The 26,296-nt window shown below is 59.7% G+C and carries 22 protein-coding genes; 13 read left to right on the top strand and 9 right to left on the bottom strand.

The window, feature by feature from the left end:
• The first annotated feature begins 147 nt into the window (after positions 1-147).
• Together IVB41_RS09170 and IVB41_RS09175 are read left to right on the top strand one after the other, a co-directional pair.
• Entirely contained in the window at positions 148-657 is a 510-nt protein-coding gene (locus IVB41_RS09170; protein WP_247430043.1) for a GNAT family N-acetyltransferase, read from the top strand.
• A 553-nt stretch (positions 658-1,210) separates the two neighbouring features.
• A complete protein-coding gene (locus IVB41_RS09175; RefSeq protein ID WP_247430046.1) occupies positions 1,211-1,480 on the top strand; it encodes a hypothetical protein in 270 nt (89 codons plus the stop codon).
• A gap of 34 nt (positions 1,481-1,514) precedes the next feature.
• Here IVB41_RS09175 and IVB41_RS09180 read toward each other — a convergent pair whose 3' ends face one another.
• Complete coding sequence (locus IVB41_RS09180) at positions 1,515-2,750, bottom strand: site-specific integrase (RefSeq protein ID WP_247430050.1); 1,236 nt, start codon at positions 2,748-2,750, stop codon at positions 1,515-1,517.
• Positions 2,751-3,183: 433 nt separating this feature from the next.
• Positions 3,184-3,411 (bottom strand): excisionase family DNA-binding protein, encoded by a 228-nt coding sequence (locus tag IVB41_RS09185; RefSeq protein WP_247430053.1) that lies wholly within the window; start codon positions 3,409-3,411, stop codon positions 3,184-3,186.
• 267 nt (positions 3,412-3,678) lie between these two features.
• Here IVB41_RS09185 and IVB41_RS09190 point away from each other — a divergent pair, with 267 nt between their 5' ends.
• On the top strand, positions 3,679-4,980 hold the full coding sequence (locus IVB41_RS09190) for a caspase family protein (RefSeq protein WP_247430056.1): 1,302 nt from the start codon (positions 3,679-3,681) through the stop codon (positions 4,978-4,980).
• Between the two features lie 75 nt (positions 4,981-5,055).
• Here the strand turns inward: IVB41_RS09190 and IVB41_RS09195 are convergent, their stop codons facing one another.
• Positions 5,056-5,505, bottom strand: a complete 450-nt coding sequence (locus tag IVB41_RS09195; RefSeq protein ID WP_247430059.1) for a hypothetical protein — start codon at positions 5,503-5,505, stop codon at positions 5,056-5,058.
• Between the two features lie 188 nt (positions 5,506-5,693).
• Here IVB41_RS09195 and IVB41_RS09200 point away from each other — a divergent pair, with 188 nt between their 5' ends.
• Positions 5,694-7,862: a DUF5906 domain-containing protein gene (locus tag IVB41_RS09200; RefSeq protein ID WP_247430062.1), complete on the top strand. Its 2,169-nt coding sequence runs from the start codon at positions 5,694-5,696 to the stop codon at positions 7,860-7,862.
• 913 nt (positions 7,863-8,775) lie between these two features.
• Here the strand turns inward: IVB41_RS09200 and IVB41_RS09205 are convergent.
• From IVB41_RS09205 to IVB41_RS09220, 4 genes are all read right to left on the bottom strand, one after another.
• Complete coding sequence (locus IVB41_RS09205; protein ID WP_247430067.1) at positions 8,776-10,539, bottom strand: DUF262 domain-containing protein; 1,764 nt, start codon at positions 10,537-10,539, stop codon at positions 8,776-8,778.
• Between the two features lie 308 nt (positions 10,540-10,847).
• Positions 10,848-11,090 carry a hypothetical protein gene (locus tag IVB41_RS09210; protein WP_247430070.1) on the bottom strand — a complete coding sequence of 81 codons (243 nt, stop codon included), beginning with the start codon at positions 11,088-11,090 and terminating at the stop codon, positions 10,848-10,850.
• Between the two features lie 248 nt (positions 11,091-11,338).
• Positions 11,339-12,724 (bottom strand): hypothetical protein, encoded by a 1,386-nt coding sequence (locus tag IVB41_RS09215; protein ID WP_247430073.1) that lies wholly within the window; start codon positions 12,722-12,724, stop codon positions 11,339-11,341.
• A 558-nt stretch (positions 12,725-13,282) separates the two neighbouring features.
• Complete coding sequence (locus IVB41_RS09220; RefSeq protein ID WP_155809507.1) at positions 13,283-13,780, bottom strand: hypothetical protein; 498 nt, start codon at positions 13,778-13,780, stop codon at positions 13,283-13,285.
• 177 nt (positions 13,781-13,957) lie between these two features.
• Between IVB41_RS09220 and IVB41_RS09225 the strand changes: the two genes are divergently transcribed.
• Both IVB41_RS09225 and IVB41_RS09230 read left to right on the top strand, forming a co-directional pair.
• On the top strand, positions 13,958-15,727 hold the full coding sequence (locus tag IVB41_RS09225) for a hypothetical protein (protein ID WP_247430076.1): 1,770 nt from the start codon (positions 13,958-13,960) through the stop codon (positions 15,725-15,727).
• A 103-nt stretch (positions 15,728-15,830) separates the two neighbouring features.
• Positions 15,831-16,220 (top strand): hypothetical protein, encoded by a 390-nt coding sequence (locus IVB41_RS09230; RefSeq protein ID WP_247430079.1) that lies wholly within the window; start codon positions 15,831-15,833, stop codon positions 16,218-16,220.
• 73 nt (positions 16,221-16,293) lie between these two features.
• Here IVB41_RS09230 and IVB41_RS09235 read toward each other — a convergent pair whose 3' ends face one another.
• Positions 16,294-17,343 carry a polysaccharide deacetylase family protein gene (locus IVB41_RS09235; protein WP_247430082.1) on the bottom strand — a complete coding sequence of 350 codons (1,050 nt, stop codon included), beginning with the start codon at positions 17,341-17,343 and terminating at the stop codon, positions 16,294-16,296.
• Between the two features lie 253 nt (positions 17,344-17,596).
• Between IVB41_RS09235 and IVB41_RS09240 the strand changes: the two genes are divergently transcribed.
• Entirely contained in the window at positions 17,597-17,938 is a 342-nt protein-coding gene (locus IVB41_RS09240; RefSeq protein WP_247430204.1) for a hypothetical protein, read from the top strand.
• 166 nt (positions 17,939-18,104) lie between these two features.
• Positions 18,105-18,317, top strand: coding sequence for a hypothetical protein (locus IVB41_RS09245; RefSeq protein ID WP_247430085.1), 213 nt, complete (start codon positions 18,105-18,107; stop codon positions 18,315-18,317).
• A 25-nt stretch (positions 18,318-18,342) separates the two neighbouring features.
• Here IVB41_RS09245 and IVB41_RS09250 read toward each other — a convergent pair whose 3' ends face one another.
• A complete protein-coding gene (locus IVB41_RS09250; RefSeq protein WP_027566314.1) occupies positions 18,343-20,031 on the bottom strand; it encodes an MFS transporter in 1,689 nt (562 codons plus the stop codon).
• A 183-nt stretch (positions 20,032-20,214) separates the two neighbouring features.
• Here IVB41_RS09250 and IVB41_RS09255 point away from each other — a divergent pair, with 183 nt between their 5' ends.
• From IVB41_RS09255 to IVB41_RS09275, 5 genes are all read left to right on the top strand, one after another.
• Positions 20,215-21,582: a hydrolase gene (locus IVB41_RS09255; RefSeq protein WP_247430088.1), complete on the top strand. Its 1,368-nt coding sequence runs from the start codon at positions 20,215-20,217 to the stop codon at positions 21,580-21,582.
• A 34-nt stretch (positions 21,583-21,616) separates the two neighbouring features.
• Positions 21,617-22,984 (top strand): cytochrome P450, encoded by a 1,368-nt coding sequence (locus IVB41_RS09260; protein WP_247430091.1) that lies wholly within the window; start codon positions 21,617-21,619, stop codon positions 22,982-22,984.
• Positions 22,985-23,034: 50 nt separating this feature from the next.
• Positions 23,035-24,444, top strand: a complete 1,410-nt coding sequence (locus IVB41_RS09265; RefSeq protein WP_247357308.1) for an adenylate/guanylate cyclase domain-containing protein — start codon at positions 23,035-23,037, stop codon at positions 24,442-24,444.
• A 280-nt stretch (positions 24,445-24,724) separates the two neighbouring features.
• Positions 24,725-25,213: a TerB family tellurite resistance protein gene (locus IVB41_RS09270; protein ID WP_027566318.1), complete on the top strand. Its 489-nt coding sequence runs from the start codon at positions 24,725-24,727 to the stop codon at positions 25,211-25,213.
• A gap of 224 nt (positions 25,214-25,437) precedes the next feature.
• Entirely contained in the window at positions 25,438-26,217 is a 780-nt protein-coding gene (locus tag IVB41_RS09275) for an SDR family oxidoreductase (RefSeq protein WP_247430094.1), read from the top strand.
• Positions 26,218-26,296: the final 79 nt, after the last annotated feature.

A 26,296-nucleotide genomic window follows, 5' to 3' on the forward strand; every position in this document is an offset into this window, starting at 1 on the left:
CAGCTCAGGACAATGAAAGTTGACGGCAAGCCGCGCGCGGGCACCCCAGCGCCCTGTCCGGCAAAAACTGATACCGAAAAACCACAGGTTAACTGATAATTAACGATGGACCTTGAAGACCGCGCGCTGACTTGCTTTGATCGGAGCATGAGCACAACCCTGATCGAGGTTCGGCCGGCCAAATCTGCGGATGCAATCGCGGTGGCGTCTACCCATGACGAAGCCTGGCGCTCAGCCTATCAGGGCATCATTCCCGGCGCCGAGCTTGAGAAGCTGATCAACCGTCGCGGCCCGCAATGGTGGGACAGCGCGATCCGCAAAGGCAGCCGCGTCAGCGTGCTTGTGTTCGGCGACAAGGTCGCGGGCTACGCCAATTACGGCCGCAACCGCGCCCGCAGCCTGCACTTCGAAGGCGAGATCTACGAGCTCTATCTGCGCCCGGAATTCCAGGGCCTCGGCTTCGGCCGCCGCCTCTTCACCGCCGCCCGCCGCGATCTCCTGCAGAGCGGCCTCAAGAGCATGGTGATCTGGGCGCTCTCCGACAATGATCCGGCAACGGAATTCTATCGCGCGCTCGGTGGCCGCATGGTCGCCCGCTCCTCCGAAAAGTTCGGGCCGAAGTCCCTGGACAAGGTCGCTTTCGCCTGGACCAACTGAGCTAGGCTTGAAACGCCCATTTTCGTTTGGCTCGTCAAATCTCGCGAAAAGCGCCAATGGGGTCCGCGCAAAGGCGGCTCGATAACAGGCTCCGCCCGCTTTCAGTATGGCTTGAGCCGGCCACCCATTTTTTCCAAAGCCGCTTTCATGCGATGGATGCGCCGGGCATCCAGCGCACCGCGTGATTGGCGCTATCGCCGAGCTTGAAAATCCAGCCAGTCGGAGACGACTGCGCCAGCAACCACGCAGCCGTCCTTGCGCATCGACGCCATCATCCGGGAAAAGATCGCGAAGAAGAAGTCGGACTTTAAAGGAACGCTTACGATCTAGGCGAAGCGTCGCGGCTGTCGGCGGTGACGCTGGCGCATGGCCCAGATGACTTGATGTCCCGGACCAAGCCCGGCCACGAGTGTATATCGTCGCGGTCTGAGTTCTGCCTGCAGCGTAGGTCTCGATTCGCAAAATAGATTGTAGATCAAAAGTCTCAGAAAATTGCGTTTAAACCGAAGTCGTGCTTTCATCGTTTCCGATCAATGGTGCACCCGGGGCAGCAATGCTGAAGGACCAAGACCGGCCGCTATCAACAGCCGTCAACTTGTTGACTGCCGTCAAACGCGCATTCGATGAAGCTCAGTTGATCATCGAGGAGGCAGCCAGCTTTGAACGAGAATATTTCGAAACAATGCCGCCCGAACTAAAACTCGAGCCCGAGGGCCGAAGATCAGGCGAGAGTGCTACGCTTCTCGAAGACATCGCGGTGGAGCTAATTGATTTCGATCTTGCCGATCTGATTGCTAGGCTAATCGACGCGAGTTCGAAGTAGGTTTTTCAGTGCCGGACCTCATGAACTCCGCAATCTATGGGACAAACGCTCGTTCGATTGCAGCGGCGGCGCTCTCCGCGCCTCTGACAGCGTGTGTGTAGTGCCCGAGCGTTACATTTGCGTTTGCGTGACCCGCGATCTTGGCAACTAATCCGACCTCGATTCCCTGGGCCTGAAGCGCTGAGATGAACCAGTGGCGGGCGCTGTGTGGTGTGACCGGCGGTAGACCCAGCTTCTTGAGGGTGGAAGCCCAAAACCGCCGACGAAAATTCCAGTAGAGCAGCGGACCCCCGCCACCAATCCGAGGCAGTGGCCAGGGTTGAAGATTGCCCAGTCCGGGGAAGACACGATGGAGCGCGCCATCACGCCGAGGACAGCTCAGCTTCCATTCGAGCAGCAGGCCTCGCAGCACCGTCCCCATCGGGACGTCCCGGGCGCCAGCCATGGTTTTAGTAAAGTTCGTGATTGAACCGTCACGCTCTTGCATGCGCCGGATGTGGATCACATTTGCCTCGAAATCCACGTCCTCCCACAACAGCCCGAGCTGCTCGCTCGGTCGAGTGCCTGACAAGAATGGGAACGCGGCGTATAGTCCGCGTTCACGATCTCGCCGCGCGTGCTCGATGATTTCGGACACTTGCGCCGTGCTCAGAAGGGACTTCTTTAGCTTGGTCCTCCCGCGGCCCAGGTTGGTAGGCATAGCGGGCGGGCGGATGTTCAGATCCTCCGCAGCGAGCGAAAGGACGCTCACCAGAAACATCTTCGCACGGTTCGCTGAATAGGCGCCGACATGCGTCGTCAATACCTTGTGCCACGATCGGATGTCGCTCGTCGTGAGCTCACGGGCCCGAACACGTCCGAGCAGCGGGATGATCTTCGTTCCTTCAGGCTGCTTCCCGGTCAGCTTGAACCGCGTCCGCTGCTGCGACGAACCCACCAAGAGCGGGCCGACGATGTTAGCGGCGGCCCGCCGGTAGCCGTCCAGCGTGCCTGGCTTCACCTCACCTTCTCGGCTCTCAAGCCAGCGTTGGACGATCTCCCGGATCGTGACGGCTCGGGATCTCTCCTCGGAATAAGAGCTCGTCTCGATTTCGGCGATGATCTGATTTCGCCGAGCTTGAGCGTCTTTCTGCCTCTCGAAAAAGAGTTGACGCCGTTGGCCTGACCGAGGTTCCCGGTAGTTGAGGACCCAGCGGGTCTGCACCACGATTGCGCCCGAGGTCAGCTTCCGCCTTCTCTCGCGGCGAGTGATGTTAACGGACCTACTCAAGTTGCTTTCTCCATTCCAAACCAGAGAAAAATCCGGAGACGGGCTCGCTACAACTAATTCGAAATTGTTGAGCCGCTTTCCATTGCAACCGCCGATGTAACCAAGAGAACGGCTCGGCGCTCCGATGGCCGTGAGGACGGTTGTGCCCCATCACCATTGATGATGGGGTCGCTATACCGTTGACGAACTCGGACCCCATGAGGATCTTGGTGTGCGCACGAATGCGCTCACCGACAGAAGTGTATTTCTAGGCACGTACTATCGCCGCAACAGCAGCAACTGTTGATGAGCACGACCTGCCCTGGCAGCTGAAGCACCCAAGGATACGAGCGGCGATGATCTGGAAGAAACGAGAGAGCGGCCGAGGCGAGATCGTGGAGATCGAATTCCTCCATTGGATCGTCACCTGGCGGTGGGGGGGTTCGGAGATCGCTCATAATGAGCCCCCTTGCCGGCTCGCAGCAACGAAGGCTTTCAGTTCGGACAGATAAACCAGGCGGCGTCTGTTGAAGGGAGCGTAGCTCGGGACCGTTCCGCGCCGCACCGCCCGTTGCAGTTGCCAGTAGGGTAAGCCCAGCCGCTCGGCGGCTTCATTGAGCGTCAGAAGTGTCTCAGACACCTGCTCGGATTTGGTCGCGGTTGTGAATACTTTTGCGGACATGAGAAATAGCTCCTGGCGATCGCGTCTTGCGGAAGCTAAGTCGAAAAACGCTACCGCCCTTCCGCCATATTCCAATCGGGCGGGGCGGAAGGAGCAGTGCAGACACGACGTACGTGCCACGAATTTTGTCTCCTCCGGTGAGGAAGGTCTTGGCCGGGGTAAGGGAGTGCAGTGTAGAAGGGCCTACCGCTGGCTGCTATGAGCCGGGCATGGTAACTATGCTGCGCTGTCTCTCTACTGTTCGGAACGATGTTTGTGAGGGCTAAGATGCGGGGACGGTTCAGTTTTTGGATATTCGCATTCGCATTGACTTTCACGACGAGCCCCGCGATTAGCGCCGAGCGCGTGGCTCTGGTGATCGGCAATGGTGGCTACAAACGTGTGCCCGCATTACCTAATCCAACTCAAGACGCCGCGGATATAAGTCAAGTTTTGGAACGACTGGGTTTTAGAGTTAGCCAGCTAAGCAACGCGACCGCTGCTGACATGCGCAAGGCTATCGTTGAATTCGGGCGCAATGCTGAAGGATCGTCGATGGCGCTCGTTTTCTACGCCGGCCACGGGATGGAGGTAGGAGGAGAAAACTGGCTCATCCCAACAGATGCTGAGTTGCGCAGTGACGCAGATATCGAGAGTGAAGCTGTCAGCCTGCGATCAGTTAATCAGCAAGTAAGCAAAGCCCGACAGCTGGGGTTAGTGATTCTGGACGCCTGCCGTAACAATCCATTTGCAGCCAAAATGAAGCGCTCGCTAGCCACTCGTGCTGTGGCGCGAGGATTGGTGGCTACTGAGCCGACCGATAACGTTCTTGTTGCATACGCTGCCCGCGACGGAACAACAGCAAGTGATGGCGACGGAAGAAACAGTCCGTTCACTGCGGCGCTTCTGCGCCATCTGGAAACACCCGGTTTGGAGATCTCGTTGCTCTTTCGTCGGGTTCGCGACGACGTCATGACCGCAACAAAGCGCGAGCAGCAGCCGTTCGTATATGGATCGCTCTCAAAAGAAGAGATTTATTTATCACCGCGAGCTAAGCCAGCATTTGGCACAGCTGAGTCCGAGTTGAAACAATCGTCTTCATCCTCCGTCCAAACAAACGTTCGCGATGGCGGGAGTATCGAAGGTACGCGATCTGGACTAACACTTGCGGCCGCAGCCAATCGGGATGCTCATATCAAAATGAATATCTCGTTCTCGAGCCAGCGGAACCGACCGAAGCCTATCCGGACTCATAGCTCGGCGAATGTTGTTATGACGGTTCGCCCGAACGGGAAGATCGAATACACATATCAGCAGAAAGGTCGCTTTGCAGATCGCGGCACCCAGTTGGGGTCCGTGGGCGATGGCACCTTCCAACTGGTCGATGAAAACACCCTTCGGAGAACCAGAGAATTCAAAGACAGAATACAAACTTTGACGATTGCTGTGTCAGGCGATCGCTGTCGGGCCACGATGAAGAATGACTTAAAGCCGGGATTTGTTGAATGGGAAGGACGTTCAACAGAGCTAGGCAGCAAAGCCTTCTATGGAGACTGGCGAATGACGTCCTCTACTTGCAGCATTAAATGAGCTGATGCACTGATGATAGACCAGACCCTCTATCATCAGTTCTCTTTAGCCGTTATGTGCCATCCTTGATGGAGCCTAGCGTTTCATTCTGTTAGCAGAGCCGTCCTTGCCATCCATGACGTTTTTGAAGCGTCGGAAGTTCAGGCCGTAGTAGGCAGCGTAGGCCCGAGTTTGTTCGTCACGCAGCATTGTTGCTGCCTTTCTTCCATCCGGCCTGACGTTCGCCCTTCCCTCGGCTTTCGTACGCTCTTGCATCACTTTGACCGCACGATCGGTTTCAGATTTTGTAATCGGGCCCGCGAGTCGGTGAGGCGAGCTCTTAAAATCGGAAACGAATTCCTGATAGAGCTCTGCGTCTGCAGCAGCTTCGACGTGCCTACTCTTATTTTCAAACTCGTCAGCAAGCCTTTGGCGCGCAACTTCCGGCATTGCATCACCTGAACGCAGAAGCTTGATCAGCCCTGCGCGATCCTTTTCGATCGCGATCTGCCAACGTTGAACTTCCCAACTAGTATCCCCGTTCATCACGCTCCTCCTTTTAAAATTGCGAAACTCGGATCGGGGAAGAGTAGGCGCGATTTGGCTCGACGCAAGGGGTACGGTCAGGAAGAATTTCGGTTGATGTCGAGGCGCTCCGCCAAGATCGTAAGCATCGCGGCGGAAGGCCGCTATCGCATTTTGACGACTATAGCCCCTCCAATTCTGGAGGACACATGAATCCGAATGCTGACGAGAACGCACTACTCCTCATCGCCAATGCCTTTGGCGATTTCATTAACATGCGTCGCTGGGTTGAATGGCACGACGAAAACACAAGGAAGGTGCCGTACACGCCTGGTAAACGCTCAAGGGCGTCGTCCAGTGACCCTAAAACTTGGGGGCACTTTGACCAGTGTCGCAAGAGCTCCTGGGGGATCGTCTTCACAGGAGATGGCCTTGGCGGAATAGATCTTGATGCGTGCCGCGACGTAAGAACCGGCAGGTTGACCAATTGGGCTAACGAAGTGATCCAAAAATTCGGCAGTTACTGCGAAGTTAGCCCTAGCGGTACCGGGGTCAAAATCTTTGCTCTTGGCGCTCCGTCCCAACTTGCGTGCGGCAATGTCGCGAAAATGCCGGGAGATCGAGTGGAAGGCAAACGCCCGCAGATCGAGGTGTACGTCGACAAGCGGTATTTTACCGTCACCGGTGAAAAATTGCCGGATTTGCCGACCGAAATCCGGACTGTGCCGGAGGCCTGGACATGGCTCCTGGAGCGCTTAAGCGGACTCAAACGTACGCGCTCAAGCAAGGCAGAAGAAGGTCGGAATGGCGCGCTATTCGCGCTGGGTTGTCGGCTCCAAGCGCTTGGCAAAACCGATAAGGAGGTCGCTGCGGCCATTCACGCGGCAAATGTAGACGGGAACGTTGGGTTGCACGAAAATTTCGCGGATGGACGGCTGTCAAACCGGGAAGTAGCGGGCGTTGTTCGCTCGGTGCTTAATGTGCCAAAGAGCCAGTCGGCAGATGATCAGCTCGCGCGTCTAAATGCCGAGTATTGCGTCGTGCAAGATGGTGGGAAGACACGCATACTGCGTTTCGACCCGCAGGACCAACTGAAGCAGGGAACGGTAGTTCACAGACGTTCGGTACCAACCTTTCTGTCTTTCGGCGACTTTCATAATTACTTCAAGAACGAGCATACTTTTGGTGAGGACGGAAAGCCGGTCCCCCTCGGAAACTGGTGGACCAGCCATCCAGAACGTCGAACTTATTTGGGACTGACGTTTCGGCCAGATTTACGTCAGGCGGTGGTAGATGGCCGACTTAATCTTTGGCAGAATTGGGGTGAGGAGCCAAAACCAGGAGACTGGTCTCGCCTTCGGCAACATGTCACCGAGGTGATCGCTGCAGGTGATCCGAATGCGGAAACATACATTCTGAACTGGTTAGCTTGGACGGTACAGCATCCTGCTGACCGAGCTGAGGTAGCGTTGGTGCTGAAGGGCGGCCGGGGAGTTGGCAAGGGTACCCTTGGGAACGCCTTAGTCCGCATTTTTGGACAGCATGCGACACACATCTCATCTGCAGATCATCTTGCCGGCCGCTTTAATGCACATCTACGCGACGTCTGCTTCCTTTTTGCTGACGAAGCCTACTGGCCGGGTGACAAGGCCGCAGAAGGGAATCTAAAGCGGCTCATAACGGAGCCAACCTTATTTATTGAAGCAAAAGGACGGGACGGCGTTACCGTTCCAAACATGCTCCACGTTTTGATGGCTTCGAATGAGGATTGGGTAGTTCCGGCCGGGGAGCACGAGCGGCGTTATGCCATATTCCAAGTGTCAGAGGGCAAGCGGCAAGACAAGTCTTGGTTCGAGCCGCTGTATGAGCAAATGGAAAATGGAGGATACGCGGCTTTGCTGTACGATCTGCTCCGGCTTGACGTGGGAGGATGGCACCCACGCAACATTCCGATGACCGAGGCCCTGCGTAAGCAACAGGAGCGCAGCATCAAGCCGCTTGACGCTTGGTTGCTTAAGTTTTTCGAAGATGGTCTTTTGCCGGAGGGATTCGGTGTAGATCATCCGAGTCGAGCACTGTCGCGCTCCAAACCGGACGTTGATGGCCGCAATCCGCGAAATGGTCTGTACGACATCGCGCGCGAGCAGACGGCCCTGCGACATTTGGATGAGCAGGTCTTGGCCAGCCATCTCAAGCAATGGGGGTGTACGCCCTGGCGGAACAGTCAGGTTCGAGGCTGGCAGTTTCCGCCTTTGGCCGAGTGTCGCGCGCGGTGGGAGGAAAAGTACCCGGGATGGAAGTGGCAATACCCAGAACTGTCCGAGTGGCAGGATGATGATAACACCAGCTTCAACACTCACCCGCAGCGCAAGTACTAAAATCGTAGACGGGGACGGAGAGGTGGGATTCTGACAGGGCCGCTGAACCCGTCCGACCGACATTCTGACGAAGTGTGACGGGCTTGACGGGGTCGGAGGCGTGTGCCGGACCAGGACGGCGGATAGCTGCGTCTTCTTTCGCCGCCGCCGCTTGCTCCGTCACTCCGTCACACCCCGTCAGAAGAGGAAGTAAGAGAGAGGAGAAAGCCGGTTGGACCCGGCTTGAGGAGCTGTGACGCAGTTGGTGACAAGGTGTTTTGGGAACCGGAACAAATACGTCAATCCGCCAGGGTGACCATGCGACCACCCGGAGCATTTGAGGGGCCTTAGCCCGTTCCGAACGCCTCTTCCTGGGCAGACGACCCCTCTCCGATTTGTCGACGCAGCACGGTCGGCCCCGCGCACCCCGGCCGGCCTCATCAAACCGTCCGAGGCGCCCGTGCGATTGCGGATCTCCCTGTCGGGAATGTGCCTCATGAAGAATACCCCATTCTGTCCGCGCTGATTGCTATCCCTCGCACGCGAATGAGTGGAGCACACATGAGCATAGCCGCTATCAGCTGACCAGAACGTGTTCGGGAGGCAACTGCATCCGCCGGCAAACACCCGCTTCCACAATTTCGGTGTGGGCCGTCGAGCGTCTCGGAACATGAATGAATCGGGTATATCGCCTTTACTGATATCGTTGAATTTTGTCTTTTGTTCTGCTGCCCGAAGTTGCCCTTTGCGCCGAGTAGACCGCTTTCAGGCAAATGTTGCCGAGGTGGTTTGTCGCTTCTCCTTCTTGTAGCGACCTTGTGGTTGCTTGTGCTTCATTGCTAGGTCAAACGCCTGCGGTAGCTATGATAGCACGAACGGTCTAAAATCGTTTCCTCAGGCGGGAGCAACTTTCTGACGGAAATGAATCTGTACATTAGGATGCATCTGCGCCTGGCTGTTGATTGAGGACGTCAGAGATCTTTTTACGAAGCTGCTCTTTGCGTGCGGACCAGAATGCTTCGCATCCTTGAATCTCACTGGGCACAGTTCCCAGAAGATGAATTGCTCGGTAATGGTCGCGATCCCCGTCGGTCGGGAAACGTGCGTTCAACCAGTCGGTCGGCATGGCAGCCCGCTTTTCAACATTAGCAGATCCTTCCAAAAGTTGGAGATTGGGCAGCTCATTCGCCAATGATGCGATTTGCTCAATGTCGGCTTCTGGAATGCCGACTCTTCTCAGGCGTGTCGCCGTGAAGCGGGATATGGGAAAGATGTGATCAATGTGGAACTGGTTTCGCAGATCGACGAAAGTGAACATCAGAGATAGCAGTCCAAATAGACGCTTGTCGCCATATTCCATAGAAAGGATATCTTCAATTTCAGCAGGAGCAAATGAGAGAGACTTGCCGCGTGCCTCCATTGCGTCCATAAGAGCGCGCGCCGGAAACGAAGTTTTAGAATTGTTCTTTATCACGTCGCGCAAGGCCGTTAGCAGGGTGTCGAGGCCGCTGCCCCAGATCCCTGATGCTTTCAAAAGCGAACGAACTAGCCATTGTCTGATCGTCTCCCGGTCATTCGCGAATTGTCCGTGCGTAACGTAATTCTCAGGAGCAGACCGGGAATAAAGGTAGTAAGCGACTGGCAGCAGAGCGCTATCCGCGCGAAGAGTCTGACCATTCAGGCCGAAGCTCGCGGCAAGTTCTACAGTTCTGACCAGGGCAGTTCGAATAGCCGGCCAATTTGCTTCAAGCGTGGCCATATTGGCCCGCGTGAAGTTCTCAACTTTAAATCCGACACTGGCGATGTCGGCGAGCATGAGACCTGCCTTCAACACGAAGTCCTGGCTTAGATCAAATCCCGTTCCAATCCTATTCAGTTCATCGACCAGCTTGTGAATCGCTGCTCGCGCATCGACCGTATCCCACTGCGCTACTGCAATGCTCAGGAGAAGATCAGAATAAGAGAGAACCGTCCCGCCTGAATTTAAGCGGATGAAGATGTTCAGGACGCGCTCAACATCTTGTGCTTCTTCTTCATAGTAGTGGATTAGAGGTTCGGTATGAATTACGCGATGTAGTCGATCAACCGCCTTGTAGGCGCGTTGAAGTTCAGCTCCGGCGAGTTGTTGCGCCATTAGGGCCTCCAGCATTGCCGGACCGCTGCTCATTCCGAGTATATCAGGGACCTTGAACCAAAAGGCGTCAGCGCTTCGGGTAGCCTGCAGGTCGTCCAGAAACCGGAAATCAAAGATGATCCCGTCCTCATCCGGCTGGCCCGATGAAAGAAGGTTGAGCCTTAACGTCCTCTTCGGGAACGCATCAGGATTTGTCCACCACTTATTGGGTTGCTTTATCGCCATCGAGCCTCGAAGGCCGATATTAAGGGCGGTCAACCGTTGCTGACCGTCCAAGACAGCGGTCACTGCCTGATTGTGGAGCGCTGGTAGTTCAGGGCAGTGGGCAGCGTCGCGCTGATGATAGTTGAGAACGAAATCGTAGAACTTAAACTTTCCGCTCGTCGACGCATCGACCTTCCAAAACAGAAAGGTACCGAATGGATACCCCTGCATTAAACTGTCGAATAAGCGTTCGATCTGGTCTGGCTTCCAGACGAATTCGCGTTGGATGGCAGGCAAAACGTAAACGGTTTGTTGAATACGGCTGAGAGCCGCCGCAATCGTTCCGCCAGGTTTATACATTGTATCCGCCTATAAAAGAGGTTGCTCTTTGTCGCAAAAGCCATCTGTCTAATTCGTGACTAGATAAAAAAGGGTGGTCTCCTAGTTCTCATCGGCGCATTTAGCGTATCGGTGCCGCAACAGTTTGCCGGCTTGCTTTTCAGAACGCCGATAGGCGGTCACGACGCGGTCATTTTGCACGATGAGTCGTGCTCCCCAAAGTCTCCGCACTCGCTGAAGGAAAGTTTCAACCAGATTTTAAGCCTTTAGCCGACCGCCGTGCGAAATAATTGCATTATGAAACAATTTTGCGCATTTCCAGTATGAATTCAGCTGAAACGGCCGTCCACCGTCGATGCGATTGGAGCTCCCTGTTCATAGATTGAACTAATTTCCTGCGCTCGGTCGAAAGTGGAGCCTTTGCCACGATAATCGTAAGCGGCACGCCATTTGGTCAGGTAATCCTGCACTAGTCCGCGCTCTGACCGGGGATGGAGGTCGGTGCTGACCTGTTGTCGTATCGCCGAGAGCGCGCCCTCAGCTTCTCCTGCGCTCGGGTCGCGCAGCAACATCGAGTTGGATCGTCAAGGAACGAGAAATTTCTAAAGCCGCGCTAGGAGATCATGCTAGGCGGGCGAGTCTCATCAATACGCTGAGTCGTCCGTTCGGTCCCAGAGCTTTGAGGGTCGGAAGGGCGTAAGGATTGTCCCGTTGGTCGATACGGCCGGACGAGACCGTTGCGGAACCGGCTGAAGGACTAATGGCTTCGCTGCGGCGCTGCTTCGGCTCTCCTTGCCATTAGCTCGGCAATGCTTCGGCATCATGTGTTTGTATTTGGCAAATGCCTCCCGACATGGCCGATGACGAATTTTCCGACCTTGTGATCTCCGATGAAATGAATGGATGCGCAGGAGTTGGCGTCACCCGAACCGAGGGTGATATGCGGCTCAAAGTAATGCTTCTTGCCGGCGTACTCGAATTGATAGTACTTGCCGTAATTTGCCTTAGTGGTAGCAGAGATATGCATGCTGCTACGCTTTCCCCAGCCACGATCCTTCAATTTCTGAAGGAGGTTGCCTCCGATGCCGCCTGCGGCGATTTCGTCCAGACTGATTAGCGCCTCCAAGATGTCTGCTGGACGCTTGTAGGGGCTGCTTCGCGCCGCGTCGATCGCGGCGTCTAAGACAATGAGGTGCATAAAGTCCTTCGCTCTAGTGCAGGCCTCTTCCACCGAAGTCGGCGCTCCCACCTGTTCAGGTGCTGCATCGATTTCCGCGGGTTCTTCAAGTCGTTCAGAGAATAGAATCTGCTGATTGACCTTGAGATTTCTTATTTCCGATTCCAAATCGCTGATCTTCTGAGTGGCGTTAGCAAGATCCTCGTCTAAGTGTATAGAGATGTCTTCCCAATCGATGCCACTCGAAGCTTTCTGAACCTCAAGTCGCTGGTGACGTTCGTTTTGCTCCGCTTCTCGGACGATGTCGTTTAGGCGCGGATCAGGGACAAACCGAAAGGCAGCTACGGCGAAGATGGATCGTTCGATCGATCGCGCGATCAAAGGCCCTCCTGTCTCGCGCATTCTTGCCCCCAAGTAGAGACGATGTCTTCGAGGGTCTTGGTCCGGCGAGAATCCCGGCCAATAAAGGCGAGCTGCTCCATCAAAGCAGGACATGCTCCTGCCAACCGCATCAGCTACATCCCACGTGGCTTCCGGATCTTTGAAATGAACCACTACTGCCACGCCGGCAAGACGTTGGGCCATGGCATTCCGATCAAGCGGAGAGGGATCGCCATTTACGTAAGGTGAAACGAGAACAACAGGGAGGCGACGCTCGGGACTTTGAAGAAATTCGACGAAATCGTGCACGTTGGCCGTCCCAAGTTCGTAAGACTTGGCGGTGAGGTTCATTTCTCCGATCCGAACGTCATGTTCGGAACAAAGACGCCGAATTACTCCGGGAGATCCTAGCAGCACCTGGGCTGGAATGATCGTGTAGTCCACCGAATTGATTGAAATCAGGTGCTCGACCGCACAAACATCTGCAAAGCCGCCGATCCGGATTTCGTTGCGCCACTCCAGTCCCGCGTCGCCATCAACGGGGTAGGCCCAAACTAGGCGAGTCACGTCACCATCTTTGCCAACAAATTTTTGTCGCTGGATCAGGTGGCGAGCTGGGAGGATAGGGGGCGCAGTGTCGTCGTCCACATTATAGGCAAAAGCGGGAAGTCCGCCATTCACAATTGCCCGGCAAGCGCTTTCTGCAGCCGCTCAAATTGAGCAACGGAGATCGCCGGAACTCGAAGCTCGACCAGCTTTCGAGCGACGCTTGGCGGCCCAAGAGATGCACTTACGTCATGCAAGCTTAGATGCCCCCTTCCCTAGCTTACGCAGATCATTGCTAGGTTACAGGGCGGTTGCTGTTTCTTCAGTTTGCTCCTATTCCGTTGTCATCCCTACAATGTCGCCGCGTTCATTCGGGACGTATATGTGAATCCCTTTCGGACGCGTCCGGAGACGCAATCATTGTGCATTGGCGTGAATTTGAGGCCACGTCTGGGACACTGCGAATTCGGGCTTCGTAATGACGGGGTCGGGGGTTCGAATCCCTCTTGCGGCACCAGCGCCCCAGCGTCCGGCCCGAAGATTTTGGTGACGGAACGGACCTAAGTCGAGACGTTGCAGGGTTTTCTGCTCCAGGTCGAAATATCCCAAATCATGCATGAAGCTGACAATGCTTCGCGGCCCGCGTGCTGCGCGCTTTGGTCATTTGCCTTGGATTGACAGCGCGTCCGGACGGCCGAAACTAAAGGCAATGCGGCGGCGCGAGGCAGCATGCACGATATCCTGGTGGTTGGGCTCGTCGCGCTCACGAGCGGCGCCATTGGTCTTCCGTTCTCCCTGCTTCTGCCGTCGGACCAGTTTGCTGTGCGCTGGGCGCTCGCGCCGCCGCTTGGCTTCGGCCTTCTCGCCGCAGGAACCGCGGTCCTGTATCTCTCCGGCGTCGCTCCATGGGTGACGTTGCTTGCGATGGCAATCGCCGGTCTTGTCATTGCCGCCGCAATGCGCTTTCCGGCGCTGCGTCGGCGGCCCGAGCCATCGTTCGGACGCCGGCTTGCGATGGCGATAGCGGTCGCGGCGATTGCGATGGTGTGTCTTGCTCCCGGCTGGACCGGAGGCGCGCGCTTCCGCGTTTTCCAGGCCAACGTCTACGATCACATGCTGTACGTGGGCTCCTCGGTTTCGTATCGGGTGCTCGACCACGCAACCCTGGCAGTCCAGAGCGCCGACGAGACGAACTCCAATCCAATTTCAGTGATGGCGCTGAAGTTCGTCGACTATCGCGGCGCCGTGTCGATGATCCATGCGGCAATCGCCGCCATCAGTCGCGGCGATGTCGTCGATTGCGCCTATCCGTATATGGTCGGCATGCAGCTCAACATGCTGTTTGCGGCGCTGTTCGTCTTTGTCAATGCGCTCTCGATGCGGCGCTGGCTGGGGTTTGCGTGCGCCGCGGCGCTTACGATCGGATTCTTCGAGCAGTACGTCTTCGACATCAACGCATGGTCGCAACTTGCGACGCAGCCGATCTTCCTGCTGCTGCTCGCATTCGTGGCTTTCGCCTTCGACCACAATCGCTTTGGGCAGATGCCCGGCTCGATCATGCGGTTGGGAGCGGTCTTTGCGGCCTTGATGACAGGCGCGTTCTTTCTCTACCCGGAATCGCTGACGATCTACGGTCCCGCCGCGGCGGTTGCGGCCGCGATGGGCTGCTGGCAACGCGCCTCGCGCAAGGCCTTGCCCGTGGCTGCGTCAGGCTTGGCGGCGGGTGTGGGAATATCGCTGCTCGCGTGCATCCCGCTCTGGTCCGGCACGGTTGCCTATGTCGTCCGCCAGCTGAGTCATGCAGCGATCAACCCGCCCGACTGGTGGAAGTACTATCAGCGTTACCTATTTGGCAGCGACGCGAACTTTCTCGCTGTCATCACCAGTCCCGACAGTCGTATCGGAGAACTGGCGAACGCCTGGTTCTCATTGCCCGTCGAATCCGCGCTTGCGGGTCTCGGCCTCTATGCGGTGCTGCCGTCGGCGGGTTGGCCCGTCGCCGCGGCGGTCGCGTGGAAATTGCTGCTCTATGGCTTTCTGTTCGTGCTGTTGAGGGGGATTGCAAGAACAGCGTGGACGATCTGGCGCGCCGATCCGGACGGAAGCGCTGCTCGACTCCTGGCAGGCAGCCTTGCCGGATGCCTCGTACCCATTGCCATCCTCGCGGCCGGTCATGGTTGGGCCGCGGGCAAGGGCCTGGCCATGGCGATGCCGATGCTCTTCACTCTTGTCGTTGCTCCCTTGGCTCCCTTGGCTGCGAAGCGGTGGAATCCAGGCGCCGTTGCCGCCGTTGCCGTCGTCGTGGCTGTTCACCTCGGCCTCGGCATATTGCGGCCGCTGCTGGTGATGCAAGTGGTGGGCGCGGGTCTTCCGGGTCTTCCGACCGCCGCCGCGCAGGTCAACGCGCAAAAGGCGACGTCTCTCGACTGGGACTACAATCGCCTGTCGGCGGACATCAAGAGCTGCAACGGACTTGTCATCGATGTTGCGAATCCGATGATGCACAATTTGTTGCGCCGGCTCGCAGCGGAGCTTCGTGTGCCTTGGGCGGCGCCGCGAATCATGTCCTGGCCCGACAGGGCGGGGCGGCCGTATTTTCCCGAAGGCTTTGAAAAGTTCGACTGTCTGGTGGCGTCCGGACGGCTCACGGCCAATCCGGGGCAGCGGCTGATATCCGTGGCCACAGACCGGTCTTCGCGCGAATTCATGGATGGGCAACGCAATGTGCTTGAGGTCGGCGCAGAAGCTCCGCCGGGGATCGCAACGCGCGGCCTTTTCGGCAAGGAAATGACCCCTGGCGGTGCGCTTCAATGGGCATCGCCGAACGCGCGCCTCGAGATTCCGAACAAGCCGTTGATGCCGGCGCGCACGTTGAAGCTCGAATTGTGGCCCATGCCGATCTCCGGAAACGAATTCCTGGTCAAGATCAATGGACGTGAGATCTACAAAGGCGTCGTGCCCGCAGGCCCGTTGTCATTTCCGTTGGATCGATTCGCAAGCGAGGAGACGCTCGTGATCGAATTGGACACCAATGCCGTCACGCATTTTCCGGGCGATCCCCGCGACCTCGGTTTTGCGATCCGGGAGCTGAGCGTTCGCCGGTAGCCAATGACAGATGCGAGGGATGCCGCCGGCGTGATTCGCATCACATTACCCCGAGCGCGGCTCTCCTAGTGTCCAGCTCACGCCAAACACGGGGAGATTTCATATGCGCAAGATCATTCTGGTGGCCGCCATGGTGCTGGTCTCTGCCTCTGCCCAGGCTGGAGGTCCGCGCAGCCTGTCGCTGTCCGCGGTGAGCGAGCCGGCTTCGGTTCAGCAAACGGCGCCGGCGCTTGCTGCCGCGCCGACGCAGGTGAGCGAAGCAGCGCCAGCCGCCGAAGCTCCGAAATATCTCGATCGCCCGCCGGCGGTTTCGCTCACTCCGCCTGCGGCGGCCGCCACACCCACACCGACGACCACCACGGCCTCAGCGCCCGCGACGACGACCCAACCCGCCGCGACGACGACGGCCAAGGCAGACAAGCGGAAGCACAAGCGCAGCTGGACCGAAGGCCGCATCATCAGCGAGCTGCATCGCCACGGCATCTACTGGTAAGTGCCTGCTCTCAAAAAGCATATGGCCGGGACAAGCCCGGCCATGACGCAAGAGTTTGGATCGGACTGACGCGTTACTGCGAAACCGTCTGCACCACGCTCCCGATCGGACGCGAGCTCGAGGTCGGCACCTTCAGGTCCTTCAGCAGCGCCTCGTCATATTCCGGCAGCGTCTGGAAGGTCGTCTTGGCCTTCATCTGCACGATCTTGTAGCCGCCGGCCTTGAGACGCGCGAGCAGCGCCGGCATGGCTTCGCCGGTGTGCTTCTGGAAGTCGTGCATCAGGATGATGCCCTTGCCGAGCTTGTCGAGCCTGGTCATCACGGTCTCGATGATCTTCTCCGGCGTCGCGCCCTTCCTGAAGTCGAAGGAGTCGATGTCGGTCGAGAACATCGCGACGTTGCGCGTGCCGAAATAGCTCACGATCGCCGGATTGTGCTGAAGCTGCGGGAAACGGAAGAACGGTGCGGGGTTGGTGCCGAGCGCGAATCTCACTGCGCTAAAGCCCTTCTCGACCTCGTCCTTGGCCATTTGCTCCGTCATCTTCTTGCCGTTCAGATTAACGTGCGACCAGGTGTGCGCGCCGACCGTGTGGCCCTGGGCCAGCACCTGACGCAGGATTTCCGGATGGTAGGTCGCATGCTTGCCGACCGAGAAGAATAGGCCCTTGGTGCATTCATCCGCGAGCGCCTTCAGGACGGCGGGCGTGTTGACCGGCCAGGGGCCGTCATCGAAGGTCAGCACGACCTCTTTGTCGGTGAGGAAGTCGAACTGCTTGAAATGATCGAAGCCGAAGCCCGGACCGCCGGTGGTGTCGATCTCGACCACCCGGGAGACGCCGAGCGCGTTGGGATTGGCGCAGGTCGATTTTTGCTGCACCGGCATCGGTGCGGGTGCGGGTGCGGGCGCCGGGGCGGCTGCCGGCTTGGCCGCAATCGCCGCCGTGGTCGCGACGTCGTCCTTGGCGGCGAGCTTCGCCTGTGCCGGCAATGGATCGGCGGCACGGGCGGCAATTGTCTTGGGAGCGGCCTGGTCGGCGCGCGAGGAATAATAAAACCAACCGCCAGCGGCAATCACGACCGCCGCAACTACACTGGCCAGCATCAGGCCCAACGCATTACGCATCGCCATTCTTTCCAATTACGCAACCAAACCGGCGGAATTTCCCGCTCGCCGAGCCATTAATGCGAAGGAACAGTTAACGTGACACCAACACGGCAGCGGATATGAAGGAATTTCAGGGAGGTGCGCCAACGTGACCATAGTCACAGAGGGTGGGCCTCCCGTGACCGTCATCACAGTGGAAACTGTTTTGCTGGAGCATGGTCGATCCCATCAACAACGGGCCCGCTTCCAGCGGTGCCAATGGGAGCTTCAAATGACCAACTCGCTGAACACCAAGTCTCTGAACACCAAGTCTCTGAACACCAGGTCCTTGAGTAGCAAGATCCGCGACACCAGCCTTGCTCTGGGCTTTGCCGCCATCCTCTCGATCGCCTCGACCGGCTCCAGCTTCGCCTTCTCGTCCGAAGCGCAGCAGCAGTGCACGGGCGACGCCTTCCGCCTGTGTTCGTCGGAAATCCCGAACATCCCGAAGATCACGGCGTGCATGATGAAGCATCGTTCGGATCTGAGCGCCGGTTGCCGCACCGTGATGGACAAGGAACTCGCCAAGGGCGGCGCGTCACGCAAGGTCGCTGACGCCCAGGACAGTCAGTAACAGCAACGATCGCTCGTTGCGTCGGTTCGCTCCCCTCGCGATGTGCCCCGGCGTGAATGCCGGAGCCACGCGGCGGCGCAGGCCCGCCTGTCAATAAAGCCGTTGCGGCCTCGGGATCGTCGCTCTAGCTTCGCCCGCACATCTTCCGGGTAAGAGGCATTACGCGATGACCAGATTTCCTTTCATCATTCCATTGATCCTGTTTGCATCGGCTGCGTCAGCGCAGCAGCCCGGTCACGACGCCTGCGCACGCGACGTCACGCGCTTCTGCCGCCCGGTGATGAACAATGGCGATCAGGCTGTGCTCGCCTGCCTCAAGCAGAACCGTACGCGGCTCACCAAAGGCTGCGACAAGGTGCTGACGGATCACGGGCAATAAGACGTCGTTACGGACTCGCAAAATCCTACGTGCTGCTTCCCGCCGCAGTGGCGACCACGGGCAGCACCTCACTTGCTGCCTGGTCCGGCGTCTCCTCTTTCCAGCGCACCGAGCCGAACGGACGCTCGAGCATGCGGCGGATCCGCACCGGATCGGGGCCGACGTGGAAATCGATCGCCTCCTGATGCAGCGCGCGTTCGGACTGGGTTGAACGGTTGCGCTGGCGTAGATAGTCGAGCCAGGTCGGACAGTGGTAGCGCTCGGTCCACAATTCGGGATCGGCGATGTCGCGCGCGATCGACCATCCATAGGCGCCGTTGCGCTGCCGAGAGAGCTGCACGTCCTGCATCACGTTGTGAAAGGCGCGGGCGTTCTCTTGGGCGACGCGGTATTCGATCTCGACCACCAGCGGCCCGCTGCGTGCCGTGAGCGACAGCTTGACTTCCGGATCGGCCAGCACGTCGGCGTCTTCGTTGCGGGCGCCGACGCGCGGCATCGTGAGCCAGATCCCGAGCACCGGCGAGATCAGCATCAGGCCGGCGGCCGTCAGCAGCGCGACCTCGACCCCGGCATAGTCCGTGAGATGGCCCCAGCCCCAGGCGCCGATCGCGATGCCGCCGGAAATCGAGGCCTGGAACGCCGCGAGCGAGCGGCCCGCGACCCAGCGCGGCGCCGAAAGCTGCACGCCGATATTGAACAGCGCAATGGCGGCCATCCAGACCGCGCCGGCGAGCACCAGTGCAGCCGCGGTCAGCACCGGCTCGGTGCTCACGGCAAGAGCGGCCATCGCAAACGCCATCGAGATGGTGCAGGCGCGGATCGCAGCTTCGCCGCTCATGCGCTTGCGCAATTCGTGGATGTTGAGCGCACCGACCACGGCGCCCATCCCGAAGGCACCGAGCATGATGCCGTAGGTCTGCGCGCCGCCATGCAGCAGATCGCGCGCGACCAGCGGCATCAGCGCCATGATGGCGCCGCCAATCAGGCCCATCACCAACGTGCGCAACAGCACGATCTTGATCGGCGGCGAATTGGTGATGTAGCGGAAGCCCGACACCATGGCGCGGTTGAGCTTCTCCCGCGGCAGGCGCGAGGGTTCGGTGTTGCGCCGCCAGAGCAGCAGCACCACCAGCAACGGCAAATAGAGGATCGCATTGCACGCAAACGCCGCCACCGCACCGAGCGCGGCGACGATGACACCACCGACCGCCGGACCGAAGCTGCGCGCAATGTTGTAGCTGATGCCGTTCAGCGCAACGGCCGATGGCAGGGCATCGGGCGGCACCTGCTCGCTGACTGAGGACTGCCAGGCCGGACCGAACAGTGCGTTGCCGCTGCCGACGACGAAGCAGAAGACGAGCAGCGTTTCCGGGGAAATGTAGTTGAGCCAGGCCAGGACCGTGAGCGCGGTCGCGCCAGTCAGCGCGATCATGAGTGCGATCAGTGTCACGATGCGGCGGTCATACATGTCGGCGATGGCGCCGGCCGGCATCGAGATAAGCATGATCGGCAGCATCAGAGCGGTCTGCACCAGAGCCACCTTGTCCGCCGAGGCCGCCATCTGCGTCATGGCCCAGGCGGCGCCCACGCCTTGGATCAGCAGGCCGAGATTGGAGAGCAGGCTGGCGAGCCAGATGCGCCGGAACACGGTGTACCGCAGCGGCGCCATGATGCCGTCGGCCGCAATTTTCTGGCGGTTCGTCTGCTCGGTCATGTCCCCTTCCAAATGGGCTGGCAGAAGTGGTCTTGGAGTTGTCTTGGAGTTGTCTTGAAGTTGTCTTGGAGCGGTCTTCGGGCGATTCCGGCAAGTTCAGTGATGCCTGCGAAAGTCCTTCGCTGTCCAGTGGTTAGGCCGGTATAAGCGGTGCAAAGAGATGGTTTTGCCGGGGAGGAACAGATGAAGCTGTCACGACGGATGATCTTGCAAGGGGCCGGCAGCTTGCCCTTCGCAGTTGCGAGCCTGCGGACGGGCGCATTGGCTCAGCCTTCACCTGCCGGGCCGGGCGAGGTGCCTCCGACCCTGTTCGTGCAGGGCAATGGCGACTACGACGCGCTCTGGATGACGACCTTGTGGCGGATGGAATCCAACGGTATCGCGCGCGACCGCATGGCGGCGATCAATTTCACCGATCCCAATGCACGAAGTGACGACAAGGTCGAACAGGCAGGCCGCTCCTCGACCGAGGACCAGCGCCGCGAGCTCGCCGCCGCCATAGCCGAACTGAAGCGCCGCACCGGCGCGGCCCGCGTGGCACTGGTCGGCAGCTCGCGCGGCGGCTACGCGATCCGAAACGCGATCAAGAACGGCGGCGCCGGCGATGTCAGCCATGCCGTGCTGTGCGGCACGCCCAATCACGGCGTGTTCGCGACCGACGACCAGCCCAACAGCGAGTTCAACGGTCGCGGCGCGTTCCTGCGCAGCCTGAACGATGGCGAGAGCGAAGTGACACCGGGTGTTGCCTTCCTCACCTTGCGCAGTGACGGCATGGACAAATACGCGCAGGCCGATGGCCGTTTCATCGGCAAGCCCGGTACGCCAACCGGCGTCAGCGTCGAAGGTCCGGAGTTGAAGGGGGCCACCAACCTCGTGCTCGGCGCCCTCGATCATCGCGAGGTGGCGTTTCACCCCCGGGCCTTCCGCGAGATCTATAAGTTCATCGCCGGCCGCGAGCCCGCGCGCATCGCGATCGCGCCGGAGCAGAGCGTCAGGCTGAGCGGCCTCGTGACGGGCACACCGGGCGGCGTGTCGACCAATCGCCCGGTGGCGGGTGCAACCGTCGATGTCTTTCGCGTCGATCCTGAAACCGGGGAGCGCAAGGGTAGCGCCGTGTACAGCGCGAAGACCGGCGCCGACGGCCGCTGGGGACCGGCGCAGGTCGAACCTTCCTGGTCGCTCGAATTTGCCCTCGCAGCGCCGGATGCGCCGACGACGCACATCTACCGCTCGCCCTTCCCGCGCTCGTCCGACGTCGTTCACCTGCGCGCTGCGCGTCCGCTCGGGCCCGCGGACAAGGACGCCGGGGCTGTCGTGATCATGTCGCGCCCGCGCGGTTATTTCGGCCTGCCGCGGGACGTGGTGCTGCTCGACGGCAAGGAGCCGTCGGACGTCAAATCGGGTGTGCCCACGGATTCGACAGCAACACTGCGCCTTTCGGCCGGCGAGGTCGGGCGTAACATCGTGGCCCAATTTAGCGAAGAACGAATTGTGGCACGCGCCTGGCCTGCCTCCGAGAACAGGATTGCGATTGCCGAGCTGACTTATTAGCTAATTGCCTGCGTCACCTCTGCGGGAGCGAGCCATGAACATCGCCAGCGTGCGTCGGCCCATCGTCCCTCCGACCCCGCCGCGTGCGCCCGACGACATGTCGTTCCTCGGCCGGCTTGCCGTGATCAAGCGGAACATGATCGCGACCTGGGGGCAGCGCGCCTACGAGGAAGACGTCATCGAGGGCCGCTTTTTCTTCCGCAACAGTTTTATCCTGAACCGGCCGGATGCGATCCGGCATGTCCTGCTCAGCAATTACGAGAATTATTCGCGCACCCCGGCGGGCATCCGCATGCTTCGTCCCGTGCTCGGCGACGGTCTTCTGATTGCGGAAGGCCATTCGTGGACGTTTCAGCGCCGCACCCTCGCGCCGGCGTTCACGCCGCGTGCGACCGCAAATCTCGTTCCGCACATGACGGCGGTGCTCGACGAGACCATCGCGAAGCTCGACGCGCAAACGAGCGAGCCGGTCGATCTGCGCGAGATCATGCAGCGGATGACGCTGGAGATCGCCGGACGCACCATGTTCTCGTTCGGCATGGACCGTCATGGTCCGACCTTGCGCAACTTCGTCATGGAGTATGGAGCCCGACTCGGACGGCCGTACTTGCTCGACATGGTGCTGCCCCTGTCTTGGCCGAGCCCGATGGATTTTGCCCGCGCCCGTTTCCGCAAGCGCTGGACCGAATTCGTCGCGATGCTGATCGCCGAGCGGCGTGAGATGGGCAAAAAGGACGGCGCGCCGCCGCGCGATCTGTTCGATCTCATGGACGAGGCGCGCGATCCTGAGACCGGCAAGGGCTTTTCGGACGAGCAACTCGTCGACGAAGTCGCGACCATGATCCTCGCGGGCCACGAGACCACGGCGACCGCGCTATTCTGGGCGCTCTATCTGCTCGCGCTCGACCCGGACACGCAGGAAGAAATCGCCTCCGAGACCCGTGGCGAACACCTCGACAGCATGGCCGACATCGATCGCCAGAAGTTCACTCGGGCCGCGATCGAAGAAACAATGCGGCTTTATCCGCCGGCCTTCCTGATCGCCCGGGCCGCGCGCGAGAAGGACAACGCGGCCGGCGTCGAGATCGGCAAGGGCGACATCATCATGATCGCGCCGTGGCTGCTGCACCGGCACGAGAAGCTGTGGGATCAGCCGAACGCTTTCATTCCAAAACGCTTCATGTCGACGGAAGCGCCCGATCGGTTTGCCTATCTGCCCTTTGGCGCGGGTCCGCGCGTGTGCATCGGCGCACCATTCGCGCAAGCCGAATCCGTGCTGGCGCTGGCCCGGCTGATCGGCGCGTTCCGTGTCGAGCTTGCCGATACCAGCCCTGTCATTCCGCTCGGCGTCGTCACGACCCAGCCGGACCGTTCACCGCTGTTCCGCATCACGCGTCGGTGACAGGCATTCGCCTGGCCGACGGCGTGATCCACACCAGATAGAGTTACGCCATGAGCGACATCCAGGCCCAGTTTTCCGTTCTGAAGCAGACCGCCGATGCGAAAGTGGTCGACGCGATCACGCGCCTCATCGAAGACGGTGAGGATCATGAGCTCAACCGCGTCAATGTCCTGGACTTCTCCAGAGAGCACAATCTCGACGAAGAGCGCGTGATCTCGGCGTTCCTGCATTCGGCGCGGCTCGGCCTGTTCGATCTCGGTTGGAACGTGTTGTGCCCGGGCTGCGGCGGCGTGCTGGGCGCGCATTCGACCCTCAAGGCGCTCAAGCCAGATGAGTATCACTGCGCGCTCTGCGCCTGCGGCTACAAGACCTCGGTCGACGATCAGGTCGAAGTCTCCTTCACCGTCAATTCACGTGTCCGGCGCATTGCGGCGCATGATCCCGATACGCTGCCGGTGTGGGAGTATTTCAAGCAGGTGTTCTGGAGCTCCGGCGTCGACTTCAACAAGGAATCGTTTGCGACGCTCGCCAACGAGGTGACGCTGGATACGATGGAGCTGCCGGCGGGCGAGAAGGCGACCATGTCGCTGCAACTGCCGAACGATTTCATCATCATCTTCGAACCGGTGACGCACGCCGCCCATTTCATCGACGTGCAGGGCGAGCCGACCAAGGACCGTCAGCAGCTCGCCATCATGTACAACAAGGTGCAGGCGCCGACGGGAACCACGACCATGCGGCCGGGCCCGCTGCGGCTGTCGCTGGAAAACCAGGCCGGCGTGCGCGTGCTGCCGTCGGTGTTCATCGCGGCCGAGGCACTCCATCACCTCATCGGCAAGCGCAAACCGTTTCTTACCGCCAAGCGGATGCTGTCGAACCAGACGTTTCGCGACGTCTTCAAGGCGGACAATCTCAGTCTCGACCAGCGGCTCCAGATCACCTCGCTGACCTTCCTGTTCACCGATCTGAAGGGCTCGACCGCGCTCTATGAGCGTGTCGGCGATCTCGCCGCCTTCGACCTCGTGCGCGCGCATTTCCATGCGCTGCTCGAGATCATCTCCTCCGAGAAAGGCGCGGTGGTGAAGACCATCGGCGACGCCGTGATGGCGACCTTCGTCCGTCCCGAGCATGCGATCGCAGCGGGTTTGCGGATGCGCGCGGCGATGGACGAGCTCAACAAAAAGCGCGGCACTGCCGATCTGATCGTCAAGATCGGCATCCACGAGGGTCCGTGTCTCGCGGTGATGCTGAACGAGCGGCAGGATTATTTCGGCCAGACCGTCAACATCGCCGCCCGCGTGCAGAGCCTCTCGACCGCGCAGGAGATCCACATCACCGGCCCGGTGCTGGATGCACCGGCGGTCGCCGAAGTCCTCAAGCAGCGCGAGATCAGGCCGATCCAGAAGCAGGCCGCACTGCGCGGCATCGCCGACAAGATGGTGGTGTACGAGATACCGTGAGGGGCGGCGGTCACCATGGTCTGCGTCATTGCGAGGAGCACTTGCGACGAAGCAATCCAGACTGTCATCGCGGAAAGATCCTGGATTGCTTCGCTGCGCTCGCAATGACGTTGTGGAGGCAATTTGCGCCAAACCTCTGTCGTCAGCCCGGCAAACGCTCCAGATTGCCGAAACGTAATGCGTCGCGCGGAACTGACGCACGTTGCGCCGGTTGAGTTTCCTGCTCATATAATGCTGGTAGCGGCCGCGCTCCGCGGCTTCATCGATTCGGTAGGACCTTATGCTCGACGGCCTGCGCCAATTCATCGCCGACATTGTTGCTCCCCATGCCCAGGACCGCGCATTCGGTGACAGTGACTACCGGCTGGCGGCGACCGCGCTGCTGGTTCACGTGATCTCGCTGGACGGCCAGCCGACGGCTGCCGAGCAGCGCAAATTGCATAGCCTGATCGAAAGCCACTTCGGGCTCGATCGCGGCACTGCCGATCGTCTGATCGCGGATGCGACGGAGGTCGAGGGCGAGGCGGTCGACCTCTATCACTTCACCAGCATCATGATGCGCTCGCTCGACGAAGAGGGCCGCAAGCGGGTCGTCCAGATGATGTGGGAGCTGGTCTACGCCGACGGCCAGGTCACCGAGTTCGAGGATAATGTGGTCTGGCGCGCCTCCGACCTGCTCGGGATCGCCCAGCGCGACCGGATCGACCTGAAGCACGCGGTCGCAGATCGTGCCGGTGGTCAGGTCAAGGACAGCGCACTCGGTGGGTAATCTCGCCAGCACAACCAATTGGCGGTTGTGGCGACACATGACGAAACTTTAATGTAGCCCCCGGCCGTCTCGACTCCGGATTCGTCCGTAAAATCCCGGGGTTTTGCGCCCCTGTCACCGGCTCAAGTGGCCATGCTGCCAGCGCCGCTTGCCTGTCGCGCTCGGCCTATGCTCTCGTTCCAGCATTGCGGGGCCAAAAAACTTCAATTGAAGAGATCTCGATCGTGACTGAGCGGGTAACGTTGATCACCGGTGCCTCGGCGGGCATCGGCACGGAGCTGGCGCGTGTGTTCGCCGCGAACGGACATCGTCTTGCGCTGACGGCGCGTCGCGTGGACCGGCTCGAGGCGCTCGCGAACGAGCTCGCCGCCAAGGGCGGCAAGAAGCCGATCGTGATCGCCTGCGATCTCGAGGACGCGGATGCCGGCGAGAAGATCGCGGCCGCACTTGCCGCTGAAGGCGTCGAGCTCGACAATCTCGTCAACAATGCCGGCTTCGGCGTATTCGGTGACGCAATCGAGCGCGACCGCGTCGAGCAGCTCGGCATCGTCGATGTCAATGTCCGGGCCCTGACGGATCTGTCGCTGCGCTTTGCCGATCAGCTGATCAAGAACAAGGGCGGTCTTCTCAACGTCGGATCGGTCGCCGGCTTTCTGCCCGGACCCGGCATGGCCGTCTACTACGCGTCCAAGGCCTATGTCCTTTCCTTCACCGAGGCCTTGCGGGCGGAGCTTGCACCGCACGGCGTTCGCGTCACCGTCCTTTGCCCGGGCCCGGTGCCCACCGAATTCCAGGCGCGCGCCGGCGTTGGGTTCGGCCATGATACGGCCCTTCTCAATGTTCCTGCCGCCGATGTCGCACGGCAGGCCTATCGCGGCCTGATGGCCAACAAGCGGGCAGTGCTCCCTGGTCTGGGCATCAAGATCGTGCCATTTGCGCTGCGCTTCTTCCCGCGCGGCTTCATCCTGTCGGCTACCAGCCGGTTTCAGAGGCAAAGACACTAAAGAGAGCTCTCGGTCGGTCGTGGCCCGGAGCTTGCTTTCTATCGGGCGTGTGTGTGCGCAAACTCACACGAAATTAACG

Source organism: Bradyrhizobium sp. 44 (assembly GCF_023073095.1).
Lineage (GTDB): Bacteria > Pseudomonadota > Alphaproteobacteria > Rhizobiales > Xanthobacteraceae > Bradyrhizobium.